Raw genomic sequence first — 12,281 nt, 5'->3', positions numbered from 1 at the left:
AGGTTGTAGGCCAATACCTATGTAAATCATCACTCGGCATAGTATTGCAGGTTGTCGAGCTGGTAGCGCAGCGATTCCATACGACGCTGGTCACGCCGCTGTTCGTCCTGGATGCTGCGCAGGCGGCTGAGCAGGTGGCGCCGCTCGTCTTCCTTATCCGCGCGGGCAATGCGCTCTTCGAGTTTCCAGCGTTCGCGATCCAGCCGGTCCTGCTCATATTCCAGCGAGCTGATTTCGCTGACGATCAGATAGCGCTGACGCCCGCGCTCATGGGCGCGCTGGAAAGCCGGCTGCAGCGCGGCCGGGCAGACGGCATTGTCGCTGTCGCCGGCCAGCCCGACGCGATAGCCGTTTTCCGGGGTGCAGTAGGCCAGCAGGCCCTGGTTGCGTCCGCGATTGTAATCGGCCAGCAGCGGTTTCACGCCCAGATCGCGGCAGGCTTCGTAATAGGCCGCAATCTGCGAAGTGCGTCCCTGCTGGCCGTCACGCAATCCCAGCCCATACCAGTCACCCACGCGGCATTCGCTCTCGGTGAGTGCGGCACAGCCGGACAGACACAGCGCCGACAGGACGAGGAGGGCGGTTTTCATGGCTGGCTCCTTGTTTTTAGAAGAGGGGGAAAGCGCGGATTGCGCCGTTCGGGCCGGCAATGGCGAAACGGGAACAGGCAATACCCTGATTGCGGGCGGTTACCTGAAAGGTCCTTTGCATTACCGCTGTTTCCCCAGTATGGCCATTGCCGGCTGAATGTGTGCTGAATGCCGCATCTTGGCGCTCTGCACCGTGAATGCTACAGCCGGAAATCCAGCGACCTGGGCAAGGCCTGCATTGCGTGGCGCCCAATTTCTGCCTGCGCGAATGACGCCGGTATTTTTACCGCTCAAGGGCATTAATCCGGCCAAGACGATGTGAAAAAGTACCAGATGCAGCAGGAAATAGTGCCGCGCTGCCTGCCATTCATCGGTGAACAATAGCTCTGTCGTAGTGACTTTCCGACCAATTACACACAGGGGATCAATCAATGTTCACATTCAAACGCAGTTTACTCGCCGGCAGCATGGCGGTGATCGGACTGGCCGCTGCAGGCCAGGCCAGCGCCGCCGAACGCCTGGAATACTGGACCATGAACATGGCACCGGCATTCAAGGATTACTTCACCGCGTTGACCGCGGATTTCAACAAGCAGAACCCGGGGCTGGAAGCCGTCTGGGTCGACATGAACTGGGATCAGATCCAGCCCAAGCTGATTGCCGCGCTGGCAGCTGGCACCCCTCCGGCGCTGGTCAACTTCAATGTACCCTGGACGCATGAGTTTGCCCGCCAGGGCAACATCCTGCCGGTCGATGCCTATATGGGTGCCGACAAGGCCAAGTTTGAAGCCAATGCCATCAAGGATGTGACCGTCAACGGCAAGACCTACGCCTTCCCGTGGTACAACTCGGTATCCGTCATTGCCTACAACAAGGAACTCTTTGCCAAGGCTGGCGTAAATGGTCAGCCCAAGAGCTTTGATGAGCTGCTGAGCCAGGCGCGCGCCGTCAAGCAGAAAACCGGCGTTCCGGCGTTCGCGCCGAAGCTGGCCCCGGGCAGTGGTGGCGGCATGCTGGGCTGGTTCTATTACGCCGGCCTGCCGGTCATCAAGGATGGCAAGGCTGTGTTCAATTCGCCGCAGCACGTTGCCATGCTCCAGCAGTTTGCCGACATGTACAAGCAAGGCGTGATTCCGCGCGATGTGTTCAAGCTGGAATTCGAGCAGGAAATCGCAGCGTATAACGCCGGCAAGCTGGCCATGATGACCACGGCACCGCAGGCGCTCAAGCGCACGCAGTCTGATGCCAAGGCCGTGTATGCCAAAACCGACGTTGCGCCGTTCCCGGTCGCCAACGGCCAGATGGCCTGGGGTGGCTGGCTGATGACCTATGTGATTCCGAAGGGCGTCAAGAATCCGGAGGCGGCCGGCAAGCTGGGCATGTTCCTGGCGAATGACGCGAACCAGCTGGCCTTCTCCAAGGCAACCAGCACCACCTTCCCGTCGACCAAGCTGGCCGCGAAGGATGCTTTCTTCATGGCGGGTGCCAACAGCCAGGACCCGGTCGAGAAGGCGCGTGCGGTGGCGGCCGGTTCGATGGCCGGTGCCAAGACCATCACGCTGGAGCCGGGCACGCTGCCGGATGAAACCACGATGATGCGCAAGTTCAATGATGAAATGCAGCAGGCCATCACCGGTCGCAAATCGGCGAAGGCAGCACTGGATGCTGCGGTGACCGACTGGAACAAGCGTCTGGTCAAGAAGTAAGCCGCTGGCAGGGTATTGCCATGTAGCCATTAATCTGTAATGGTCGTGTAGCAATACATTGCCAATGTATGTGAAAAGGCAAGGGCCCGCATGCCCGGTCGGTGGTGCAAACCATCATGCCGGAATGCGGGCTTTGCTGTCTTTTCGGCACCATCACGAACCGGATATCCTGGCAATCGGGGGAAACGTAAGGATTTTTGGTGCAGCGCAAAGAAACAAGGTTATAGTCGCGTTAAGCTGATAACCAATCTCAAAACGAGGACGGCCGCATGACCCGAAATCACCCCAAACTCACCGAGAATCCATATTACGAGGGCGTGCCCGATTACATGACCGAGGTGTATGACTGGGCCTATGTCGATCCGGACTGGGTGAAGTTTCTTGATCGCAACATCGTTGTGACCACCTTGCTGTTCGGGAATGACCAGCGGCTGATGAAATCCTACCTGGCCGAGATCGAGCCGGGCATGCGCGTGTGGCAAGTGGCGCACGTGTACGGTGACCTGGTTGCGCGCGCTGCGGAGAAAGTCGGCCCGGCCGGCGTGTTCCACCTCACCGACGTCACTCCCATCCAGGTCGAGCACGGCAGCAAGAAGCTGGCCGGCAAGCACTGGAGCCGCGTGATCCGTGCCGATGCGGCCAACTGGTACAACGACGATACGCCGTACGACCTGATCTGCAGCTTCTTCCTGCTGCACGAAGTGCCGGAAGACCGCAAGGAGCAGATCGTGAACAACATCCTCGACCAGCTGCCCGCGCACGGAAAGGCGGTGTTCGTCGATTACCACCGCCCGCATCCGCTGCATCCGGTCGGCTGGATTCTGCGTGGCGTGAATGCCTGGCTGGAGCCGTTCGCCAAGGCACTGTGGGATCGCGAGATCAGCAGCTATGCCCATGATGCCGACCGCTTCGAGTGGAAAAAGCAGACGTTCTTCGGTGGCGTCTACCAGCGGGTCATCGTCACCCGCAAATAAGCGTGGCAATGAAATACATCGGGATGTATGCGCTGCTGGCCCAATAATCCCGGGCAATAAAAAAGGATACCCGCAGGTATCCTTTTTTATTGCCCGCCGGCTTGCGCCAGCGGGGTCAGCCCGGACCGATCAGCCGAAGCGGGGGGCGCGCGGCTTGTTGCTGCCGAAGCTGCTCGGGCGGCGTTCGCCACCTTCACGGCCCTGGCTGCGGCCTTCACCCTGACGGGCAGCGCCATAGCCGCCTTCACGGCGCTGACCTTGTGCAGCACCAGCGGTACGATCACCTTCGCTGCGACGGGCGCCGCCATCGAAGCGAGCTGCGCCACCTTCACGACGCGGCGCGTGTTCGCGGCGTGCCGCGCCTTCGCTGCGATTGCCATCGAAGCGGTTTTCACCGCCGCGGGCTGCACGATCACCATAGCCTTCACGTGCGGCTTGCGGCTTGCGGGTGGTGTGCGTATCGGTAAAGCCGCGGGTTTCGTGGTGACGGGCTGCACCTTCGGTCTGACGACGGCCTTCCTGCTGGCCACCTTCGCTGCGGCTGCCGTCAAAACGGGTATTGGCACCATCAAAACGCTGGCCGCCTTCGAAGCGCTTGCCGGAATCGAAACGGTTGCCGCCTTCGGTACGACGGCCTTCGCCGCTACCTTCGAAACGGCGACCGCCACCGTTGCCCTCATAGCGACGGCCACCGCCGTTGCCACCGTGAGGACGACCGCGACCGGCACCGCCACCGGACTTGCCACCGCGTTGCTGCGGACGGAAGTTGGCTTCGAGGCCTTCAACGCTCAATTCTTCGAAATCGATCTTGTAAGTGCTGCGGATGCGGATCAGCGGCACGGCATCGTTGCGGCCGATCAGCGAAATCGCCTGACCGGTGCGACCGGCACGGCCGGTACGGCCAATGCGGTGAATGTAATCTTCCGCAGCGCGCGGCAGGTCGAAGTTGATCACCAGATCGATACCGGCCACGTCGATACCGCGGGCGGCCACATCGGTGGCGACGAGTACATCGACGTCACCGCGGCGAACGCGATCCAGCGTGCGGCGGCGTGCGGTCTGCGGCAGATCGCCGTGCATGGCGGCGGCGCGGATGCCTTCGAGCTTCAGCCAGTCGGCGACCTGGTCGGCATCAGCCTTGGTGGCGGTGAACATCACGGCCTGCTGGGTGCTGTGGCTCTTCAGGAAAGACGCAGCCAGCTTCAGCTTGTGGTCGTAACCATCGGCGTAGTGCAGGGCCTGGGCAATCGGCTCGCGTTCGGCCGGAGCCACGGTGATGCGCTGCGGGTCACGCAGGATCGGTGCGGCGAAGTCTTCAACCGATGCGGAAATGGTCGCCGAGAACAGCGCATTCTGGCGTTCGGAAGGCAACGCGGCAGCAATGGCTTCGACTTCTTCGATGAAGCCCATGTCCAGCATGCGGTCGGCTTCGTCCAGAATGAAGGTTTCGAGACGGCGGAAGTCGATGCGGCCGGATGCCATCAGATCCTGCAGGCGGCCCGGAGTGGCAACCAGCACTTCATAGGGTTGGGAAATCTGGCGGTTCTGCACCGGATACGGTACGCCACCGACCACGCAGACAACCTTGCAGCGCGGAATCGGGCGGCAGAAGGAAATTGCCACCTTGGAAACCTGCTCGGCCAGTTCGCGAGTCGGGGTCAGAATGAGGATGCGCGGGCCGCGAGCCTGGGTCTTGGCCGGGTGCATCAGTTTTTGCAGTGCCGGCAGCAGGAAGGCGGCGGTCTTGCCGGTGCCGGTCTGGGCCGACGCAAGGACGTCGTTGCCTTCCAGCAGGGCGGGGATGGTGGCAGCCTGAACCGGGGTGGGTTCGGTAATGTCCTGATCGGCAAGCATTTTTGCCAGAACGGGGTCGAGGCCGAGCGCGACAAATGCATTGTCTGCGAGAGAGTGCGTCATGGTGTGTCCTGATTAGGGAGGTTGGCTCGCGAAAGGTGCGAGATAAACATCGGCGCCAACCACGTCACACCGCAAAGCGGGAAGGGCTGTATCTGCTGCAGCGCGATGGTGCGCTACGTCATTGACACATGCCTGAGGTCAGGATCGATGCAAACAAACAAGCCCGCGCAGCTGGCGGGCTTCGGAATCGGATGCATTATTGCAAAGTGTGGCGCGAAACGCAACAGCTATCTTATTTTTCTGTGCAGCGTGTTTGAGTTGTGCTTGTTTCGCGCAGAAAATGCCGCAGGATTTCCTGCTCGGTGCGGGAGCGGTCGCCGAGCGCGACGGGCATCTGCAGGTGCAGGGTGATCGTCTCATGATCATCCAGCGTCAGCCGCACGCGCGGCGTGAGCGAAGGGCTTTCCAGCGCGAAACTCTGCTCGATGTCGCGGCGATGGCGTTCGAGATCCTCCTGATACGTGGCGACCAGCAGGTTGGCAGCATCCAGCAGCACCGTCTCGCCTTTTTCCCAGTCGGCATCGCGCGGCAGGGCCACGTGGATGGTGTGGATCACATAGCTGCCGAGCTTGGTTTCATTGAACACCGGCTCGGTAAGCAGCACGCTATTGGGAATGGTGATGGTACGCCCGACCGTACCCTTGCTGCTGCCGGCATGGCTGGATTCCAGCAGGGTCGTCGACAGCAGCGAGGTGTCGAGCACCTGCCCCTTCAGGCCGCGCAGCTCAATGCGGTCACCGGCCTGGTAGGCGTGCGTGCTGGTGCGATAGATCGAACCCAGCATGCACATGATCAGTTCCTTGTTGGCAATCACGATGGCGGCGGCAATCGCCACCATCGACACGGCGACGGCCTCGATCTCGTTGGCCCAGATCAGCGCGAGTCCGATGAGCAGCAGCAGCAGCACGCTGTTGCGCAGGGTGATCAGCCAGCGCCGTTTTACGTCCGGGTGCAGGTCTTCGCGCCGCAGGATGGCGTGACGTGCCGAGCTGCGCAGCAGCAGCAACAGGCCGATCAGCACCAGCGATGCGATCAGGTCGTGCAAGAGCGCCTTGTCTACAAAATCGGGCAGATAGTTTTTCAGCATGGCAAGCAATGCAGGAGGGATGTTCATTCTCCTTAGTGTAGCCTGCCTGCCGCGTAGTTCACCGCAGGGCGGGTAAATAATACCCGGCAGGGCCTATCCGGCCAGCCATTTTGCGCAAAGGGCTGCAGACACATACCCGGGTCGTGGCATTCAATTCGCCAGCAGAATGCCGGCAATCAGCAGCATCACCGCACCGATCAGGCCATCCAGAATCCGCCAGGCCAGCGGCCGGGCGAAGAGTGGCGCGAGCAGGCGTGCGCCGAAGCCCAGGCTGATGAACCAGAGGATCGACGCTGTCCACGCGCCCAGCACGAAGGTCGGACGCAGTTCGGGTGCCTGCTGGCCACCGATGCTGCCGACCAGCAGCACGGTATCCAGATACACGTGCGGATTGAGCAGTGACAGGCTCAGTACCGTGATGATGGCCGTGCGGCGGTCGAGCTGCGGTGCGCCGCCGTGGCTCATGCTGTTGCTGGCGAGCGCACTGCGCCAGGCGCGCAGGCCGTACCAGATCAGGAAGGCCGCGCCGCCCCAGCGCGTGAGCGCCAGCAGGACAGGTGTGTCTTCGATCAGCTTGCCCATGCCGGCCACGCCGAGCGCGATCAGCAGGCCATCGAGCACGATGCAGATGGCAATCGTCGGCTGCACATGCTGGCGCGCCAGCCCCATGCGCAGCACGTGCGCGTTCTGGGCGCCGATGGCCATGATCAGGCTGGCACACAGGCCCAGCCCTTGCAGGAAAACGGTGGCATTCATTCTTTTCTCGATCCGCTTGCGACAAACAATGCCGCAAGCATGCCCATGCTCGCCTTCCAGATGAAGCAGGATTAATATTTCTCCGGATAGCTGAATAAAACTTGATCTATGGTGCCCCATGCAATTCGATCATCGCCACGGCGAAGCCTTTCTGGCCGTCATTGATACCGGCAGTTTCGAGCAGGCCGCCGTGCAGCTGCACCTGACTTCTTCTGCGGTATCGCTGCGGGTGCGGGCGCTGGAAACCCAGCTCGGCACGCCGCTGATCGTGCGCTCGCGTCCCTGTCGCGCCACGCTGGCCGGGCAGAAGGTGCTGCAATACCTGCGCCGTGCCCGCCTGCTGGAGGACGATTTCCTCAAGGAACTGGCCGGCAGCGAAGGCGGCGCCATCAATGTGCCCCTGGCTGTGAATGCCGATACGCTGGGCACCTGGCTGCTGCCAGCATTGGCACCATTCCTGATCGCCGAGCACGTGATGATCGACCTCACCGTCGATGATCAGGACCACACCTATGCGCTGCTGGCCGGTGGGCAGGCACTGGCCTGCGTGAGCACCGAGCCGCAGGCGATGCGCGGCTGCGTGGCCGAGCCGCTGGGCATCATGCGTTACCGCATGCTGGCGTCGCCCGCCTATGTGGCACGCTGGTTTGCCGCCGGTTTCACGCGCGACGCCGCACGGGTGGCGCCGCTCTTGGTTTTCAACCGCAAGGATGCGCTGCAGGCCGATTTCCTGCGCCGCCACTTCGGCCTGGCTGGTGGTTATCCCTGTCACCATGTGCCGGCAACCGAACCGTTTCTGTCCGCCATCGAGCACGGACTGGGCTACGGCATGGTGCCCGATCTGCAATCCGGGCCGGCACTGGCTGCCGGACGGGTGGTCGACCTGGCGCCGGCAGCACCGGTGGATGTCCATCTCTACTGGCACCGCTGGAAAGTGCAGTCGCCCAGGCTGGAGCGCCTCTCCCGCGTGGCCGTGGCAGCGGCGCGCGCGGTACTGCTCCAGCCAGCGGAAAACCTCCAGCAGGCTGTTGAAAACAGGCTGTGACCCATTTTTTACGGTTTTTCGGTAAAAAATGTATGAAAACAAGAAAACAAGAGCTTGATTTTGCAGCCAATAATTTGCGCCGGGCTTTGCCCGGTGCTTGATGCCGGCCGATAGGCCGACTTTTTCAGCACCTTGCCAGGCCAGAGCTTGCCTTACGCATTTGCCGCAGGCCGGGCGCCCATCTCTGCTAGAATGCGGCAACTCTGCAAACGGGCAAATTCGAATGCCGCTCAATCTCCCCATCATCCTGACCTGGCTGCGCGTCGCGCTGATTCCGATCATTGTCGGCATTTTCTATCTGCCCGAATCCATCCTGCCGCTGCATCTGCAGAACCTGCTGGGCGCGGTGGTGTTTGCGCTGGCAGCCGTGACCGACTGGTTTGACGGCTTTCTGGCGCGGCGCTGGAACCAGACATCGAGCTTCGGTGCCTTTCTCGATCCGGTGGCCGACAAGCTGATGGTCGCAGCGGCGCTGATCCTGCTGGTCGAGCTTGCGCGGGCACCGTCCTGGCTGGCCGTCATCATCATCGGCCGCGAAATCACCATTTCCGCCTTGCGCGAATGGATGGCGCAGATCGGCAAATCCAAGAGCGTCGCGGTGGCGACCATCGGCAAGTTCAAGACGACCGCGCAGATGATCGCCATCCTGCTGCTGCTGTGGTGGGATCCGATCATTCCGGGCATCAAAACCAGCATCATCGGTCTGGTGGCGCTCTACATTGCCGGTGTGCTGACCATCGTGTCGATGTTCTATTACCTGCGCGTGGCCGCCGAGCAGTTTCGCGAAAACAGATAAAGCAATGCAGTGGGTATGACTGTGTGGCCCTTTTTAAAAAAGGGCTACAGTCATATACCCCTATTGACCAGTAACACACCCTCCCATGCCACAGCGCTCGGCCTTGCTGGCGATAGCCGGTTTCTATTTCTGCTACTTCGCCTTCAACGGCCTGTTCTCGCCCTATTGGGGGCTGTACCTGGCCGCGCTGTCGTTTCCGGCCTGGCAGATCGGCATCCTGACCTCGCTCACCCAGATCAACCGCATCTACGCGCCCACCATCTGGGGCTGGCTGGCCGACCGCAGCGGCCGCCAGCGCAGCATCCTGCGGCTGGCCGGCGTGATGGCCCTGCTCGGATTTACCACGCTGCTGGTGAGCAAATCCTTCTGGCCGCTGCTGATCGGTGTGCTGCTGGCGAGTTTCTTCTGGAGCGCGGCGCTGCCGCTGGTCGAAGCCACGTCGATGACCCTGCTGCGCGGCAATGGCGGCGCGTATGCGCGACTGCGCATCTGGGGCTCGATCGGCTTTGTCGTCGCCAGCGTCGTGGCGGGTTATCTGATCCAGTCCTTCGGCACCATGGTCCTGCCCTGGGCCGTCATCAGCGTGATGAGCGGGCTGGCGGTCTACAGCTTCATGGTGCCGCAGGCACCGCACTCAGCCACGGACCAGGCCGGCGACGCCGGCTTTGGCGACATCCTGCGCCGGCGCGAAGTGCAGGCGCTGCTCGCCAGTTGCTTCCTGATGGCGTTCGCGCACGGGCCTTACTACAGCTTTTATTCGATCTATGTTGCCGATCATGGCTGGAGCAAGAGTGCGATCGGCTGGTTGTGGACGCTGGGCGTGGTCGCCGAAATCGGCGTCTTCTGGCTGATGCCGGCGCTGACGCGACGTTTCTCGCTGCGCGCCATCATGCTGGCGGGGTTGCTGGTGGCGATGCTGCGCTTCCTGCTGATTGCCTGGGGCGTTAGCCACCCCGTGCTGCTGTTGCTGGCACAGCTCGGGCACGGCATGACCTTCGGCAGTCATCACGCGGTGACCATGGCCTACATCCACCGCCATTTCCAGGGGCGCCATCAGGCCAAGGGCCAAGCGCTCAATATCGCGTTTTCCTTCGGCCTGGGCGGCAGTGCCGGCGGCATGCTGGCCGGCTGGCTCTGGCCGTACTGGGGCGGCGCCTGGGTATTCAGCGCGGCAGCATTGGCCGCTCTCGCCGGCGCGGCAATTACATGGATGGGTATTGATCGCAGGCCCTTTTCTGAAAAAGGCTAGATCGGTATACCTATTGCCTCGATGATGCGCAGATTCAGCCCGGCGCTGATGCTGCGGCTGAAATCGCCCACCAGTTCCTCATCAACGACCGGGGCCTGAAAGGGCAGCTTGCGGCCGGTTGCACTCAGCAACCAGTCGCCATCACGCCCCAGCACGCGCAGCTCGCCATGGCAGGCCGGGCACCAGGCGCGATCACCCGAGCGTGCACGGCGTGTCAGTGCCACCGTGGGGCCGCAGCTCGGGCAATTCTGCAGCGGAATGCCGGGTTCGCTGTGGCCGACGATGTGGTGCAGCCTGCCGGCGCGCCCCAGCTGCAGCAGCCGTTCTCCCCATTCACGGTCGAACTGCGTGCCGAGGTTGCGCTCGATTTCTGCGAGCGCAGCGGCAATCGGCATGCCCTTGCGGTAAGGGCGGTTTGACGTCATCGCATCAAAGGCATCGGCCAGCGCGACGATCCGTGCTTCGACCGGTATCGCCTCATCACTGAGCTGGTAGGGGTAGCCGCGCCCGTCCGGGCGCTCGTGATGCCAGGCAATCGCACCGCGGATCAGCGGCGCGAGCGGATGCTGCGCAATCATCTTTTCGCCGATGCCGGGGTGGCGCTGCATGATGGCCCACTCGGCCTCGTCGAGCTTGTCCGGCTTGTTGAGAATGGCATCGGGAATGCCGACCTTGCCGAAGTCATGCATGAAGCCGCCCAGCGCAACCCTGGCGGTTTCATGCTCATCCAGACCGGCATCCTCGGCCAGCAGGCGCGCGAATTGCGAAACACGCCAGAGGTGGCCGCCGGTATACGCATCGCGCGCCTCGACGAGCATGGCGACGGTGTGCAGGCTTTGCAGCAGATGGGTGAGCAGCGGGCTGGGCATGATGGTCCTTGCCGTATGGCAGTCGTTGATGCTCCTTGAGCATAGGCGAGGCAGACCTCTGGCGACAGATGAGCAGCACAACGCTTTCAGGTGGTGCTGCCGAGCAGTGCGCCCCAGCTGCTGCCGCCGCGCGGCCGCAGGTCGCAGGAGCCTGTCGTCCGCAGGTCCTGTAGCGCGCCGGGAATCTGTGCCAGCCAGCGCAGATATAGATGATCGGCCAAGCGGTGCAGGCGGGCAGTTTTGACGGATGCATTACCCAGAATTTCAGCGGCGGACTGCACCGACGGCAGGTGTTGCCAGTGCTGCAGTGTGGCTGCGTCTTCCCGGCACCAGTCGCGGATGCTCTCGACCGTGACTTCCAGGTGTGATTGCAGGCCAATGTGCGGGCCGCAAGCAAAGGCCTTGTTCATGCAGTAGTGGCCAAACAGGATGCGCTTGGCGCCACGCGGAATCTCGAAGGTATCGAAGTGCCAGTGAAACAGCTCCAGCTCACGCTGCGGGCCCAGCCAGTGCCGGGCTTCGGGAAACACGGTGCCAAGCACCTTGCCCCAGCCGATCTGCGGCACGCTGTTGCGGCGCACCTTGCCACCCAGGGCGCGTGCCAGCATCTGCCCGCCGAAGCAGTGCCCGAGAATCGGGCAGGAGAGCCGCAGGGCATCCTGCAGCAGGGCATCTTCGCGCCGCATCCAGGCCGTGCCGTCGTTGGCGCTCGCATTGGAGCCAAGAATCACGATGCCGCCATATTCGCTGGCACGGTTGGGAGGAGTTTCCCCGGCATGAATCGCGAACACGCGATGGGGAAGGGCATGACGCTCAAGTACGGTCAGCAGATAGCCGGGCCCCTGAGTGGCTTCGTGCTGGCAGATGGCGATCGGTTTCATGAGTCAGTCCTGTGCGGTGAAGACAGGGCAAGACTAGAAATCCGCAGCACAAAACACTGCAAAAAAAGAGGGCGCTTCTGTCAAGAAGGCATAAAGGCGCGCATGAACTCCTGGGCTGGCAGGCCATTTTTATGCGTTTTTTATATGTGCCGTCGTGATCTTTGCAGCAGCTTTAGGCCCGAATTTTTACAGTCTGGGTGTGGGCGAGATCGCCCTTTGGAGCACAACGATGACTGATATTGCCTATCTGGGCCTGTTGCTGGTTCTGCTGATTCTGATGCCACTACTGGTGACGCTTTGCATCCGTAGCGGAGGCCAGCCATGAACCTGATCGAACTACTTGCTGCATTACTCGCGCTGGTACTGCTGGTTTACCTATTTTATGCGCTGTTCAAACCGGAGCGTTTCTGA

The 12,281-nt window shown here is 61.9% G+C and carries 13 protein-coding genes; 6 read left to right on the top strand and 7 right to left on the bottom strand.

The window, feature by feature from the left end:
- Positions 1–29 precede the first annotated feature (29 nt).
- A complete protein-coding gene (locus H559_RS21240; protein ID WP_051278809.1) occupies positions 30–590 on the bottom strand; it encodes a DUF2799 domain-containing protein in 561 nt (186 codons plus the stop codon).
- A gap of 120 nt (positions 591–710) precedes the next feature.
- Positions 711–971 (bottom strand): hypothetical protein, encoded by a 261-nt coding sequence (locus H559_RS22995; protein ID WP_155845251.1) that lies wholly within the window; start codon positions 969–971, stop codon positions 711–713.
- A 50-nt stretch (positions 972–1,021) separates the two neighbouring features.
- Between H559_RS22995 and H559_RS0101805 the strand changes: the two genes are divergently transcribed.
- Both H559_RS0101805 and rquA read left to right on the top strand, forming a co-directional pair.
- The gene (locus H559_RS0101805; RefSeq protein WP_028451278.1) at positions 1,022–2,296 is read left to right on the top strand and encodes an ABC transporter substrate-binding protein; all 1,275 of its coding nucleotides are present in this window, start codon (positions 1,022–1,024) and stop codon (positions 2,294–2,296) included.
- 269 nt (positions 2,297–2,565) lie between these two features.
- Positions 2,566–3,270, top strand: a complete 705-nt coding sequence (rquA, locus tag H559_RS0101800) for a rhodoquinone biosynthesis methyltransferase RquA (RefSeq protein WP_028451277.1) — start codon at positions 2,566–2,568, stop codon at positions 3,268–3,270.
- A gap of 129 nt (positions 3,271–3,399) precedes the next feature.
- Here rquA and H559_RS18375 read toward each other — a convergent pair whose 3' ends face one another.
- The 3 genes from H559_RS18375 to H559_RS0101785 all read right to left on the bottom strand — a co-directional run bounded on the left by H559_RS18375 (position 3,400) and on the right by H559_RS0101785 (position 7,030).
- Positions 3,400–5,187: a DEAD/DEAH box helicase gene (locus H559_RS18375; protein WP_051278808.1), complete on the bottom strand. Its 1,788-nt coding sequence runs from the start codon at positions 5,185–5,187 to the stop codon at positions 3,400–3,402.
- 232 nt (positions 5,188–5,419) lie between these two features.
- Complete coding sequence (locus tag H559_RS0101790; RefSeq protein WP_081412817.1) at positions 5,420–6,301, bottom strand: mechanosensitive ion channel family protein; 882 nt, start codon at positions 6,299–6,301, stop codon at positions 5,420–5,422.
- A 123-nt stretch (positions 6,302–6,424) separates the two neighbouring features.
- Positions 6,425–7,030 carry a LysE/ArgO family amino acid transporter gene (locus H559_RS0101785; protein WP_028451275.1) on the bottom strand — a complete coding sequence of 202 codons (606 nt, stop codon included), beginning with the start codon at positions 7,028–7,030 and terminating at the stop codon, positions 6,425–6,427.
- Between the two features lie 118 nt (positions 7,031–7,148).
- On the opposite strand from H559_RS0101785, the gene argP reads away from it, so the two are divergent.
- From argP to H559_RS0101770, 3 genes are all read left to right on the top strand, one after another.
- Entirely contained in the window at positions 7,149–8,075 is a 927-nt protein-coding gene (gene argP, locus H559_RS18370) for an HTH-type transcriptional regulator ArgP (protein WP_051278807.1), read from the top strand.
- A 223-nt stretch (positions 8,076–8,298) separates the two neighbouring features.
- Positions 8,299–8,871 (top strand): CDP-diacylglycerol--glycerol-3-phosphate 3-phosphatidyltransferase, encoded by a 573-nt coding sequence (gene pgsA / locus H559_RS0101775; RefSeq protein WP_028451274.1) that lies wholly within the window; start codon positions 8,299–8,301, stop codon positions 8,869–8,871.
- Between the two features lie 85 nt (positions 8,872–8,956).
- Positions 8,957–10,120 carry an MFS transporter gene (locus tag H559_RS0101770; RefSeq protein WP_028451273.1) on the top strand — a complete coding sequence of 388 codons (1,164 nt, stop codon included), beginning with the start codon at positions 8,957–8,959 and terminating at the stop codon, positions 10,118–10,120.
- Here the strand turns inward: H559_RS0101770 and H559_RS18365 are convergent.
- Both H559_RS18365 and H559_RS18360 read right to left on the bottom strand, forming a co-directional pair.
- Entirely contained in the window at positions 10,117–10,989 is an 873-nt protein-coding gene (locus tag H559_RS18365; protein WP_081412816.1) for an HD-GYP domain-containing protein, read from the bottom strand. The two genes, H559_RS0101770 and H559_RS18365, sit on opposite strands and share 4 nt — an antisense overlap.
- Before the next feature lie 86 nt (positions 10,990–11,075).
- On the bottom strand, positions 11,076–11,870 hold the full coding sequence (locus H559_RS18360) for a type 1 glutamine amidotransferase (RefSeq protein WP_051278806.1): 795 nt from the start codon (positions 11,868–11,870) through the stop codon (positions 11,076–11,078).
- Positions 11,871–12,191: 321 nt separating this feature from the next.
- On the opposite strand from H559_RS18360, the gene kdpF reads away from it, so the two are divergent.
- Positions 12,192–12,281, top strand: a complete 90-nt coding sequence (gene kdpF, locus H559_RS22090) for a K(+)-transporting ATPase subunit F (RefSeq protein ID WP_081412815.1) — start codon at positions 12,192–12,194, stop codon at positions 12,279–12,281.

It is taken from the genome of Chitinilyticum aquatile DSM 21506 (assembly GCF_000430805.1).
Taxonomy (GTDB): Bacteria; Pseudomonadota; Gammaproteobacteria; order Burkholderiales; family Chitinibacteraceae; genus Chitinilyticum; species Chitinilyticum aquatile.
The sequence above is the reverse complement of the archived record's forward strand: the minus strand, read 5'-3'. Positions and strand labels throughout refer to the sequence as shown.

Excerpts from the sequence above, each read along its gene's own strand:
- H559_RS21240 (WP_051278809.1), bottom strand. The coding sequence starts at position 590 with ATGAAAACCGCCCTCCTCGTCCTGTCGGCGCTGTGTCTGTCCGGCTGT.
- H559_RS0101805 (WP_028451278.1), top strand. The coding sequence starts at position 1,022 with ATGTTCACATTCAAACGCAGTTTACTCGCCGGCAGCATGGCGGTGATC.
- rquA (WP_028451277.1), top strand. The coding sequence starts at position 2,566 with ATGACCCGAAATCACCCCAAACTCACCGAGAATCCATATTACGAGGGC.
- H559_RS18375 (WP_051278808.1), bottom strand. The coding sequence starts at position 5,187 with ATGACGCACTCTCTCGCAGACAATGCATTTGTCGCGCTCGGCCTCGAC.
- H559_RS0101790 (WP_081412817.1), bottom strand. The coding sequence starts at position 6,301 with ATGAACATCCCTCCTGCATTGCTTGCCATGCTGAAAAACTATCTGCCC.
- H559_RS0101785 (WP_028451275.1), bottom strand. The coding sequence starts at position 7,030 with ATGAATGCCACCGTTTTCCTGCAAGGGCTGGGCCTGTGTGCCAGCCTG.
- argP (WP_051278807.1), top strand. The coding sequence starts at position 7,149 with ATGCAATTCGATCATCGCCACGGCGAAGCCTTTCTGGCCGTCATTGAT.
- pgsA (WP_028451274.1), top strand. The coding sequence starts at position 8,299 with ATGCCGCTCAATCTCCCCATCATCCTGACCTGGCTGCGCGTCGCGCTG.
- H559_RS0101770 (WP_028451273.1), top strand. The coding sequence starts at position 8,957 with ATGCCACAGCGCTCGGCCTTGCTGGCGATAGCCGGTTTCTATTTCTGC.
- H559_RS18365 (WP_081412816.1), bottom strand. The coding sequence starts at position 10,989 with ATGCCCAGCCCGCTGCTCACCCATCTGCTGCAAAGCCTGCACACCGTC.
- H559_RS18360 (WP_051278806.1), bottom strand. The coding sequence starts at position 11,870 with ATGAAACCGATCGCCATCTGCCAGCACGAAGCCACTCAGGGGCCCGGC.
- kdpF (WP_081412815.1), top strand. The coding sequence starts at position 12,192 with ATGAACCTGATCGAACTACTTGCTGCATTACTCGCGCTGGTACTGCTG.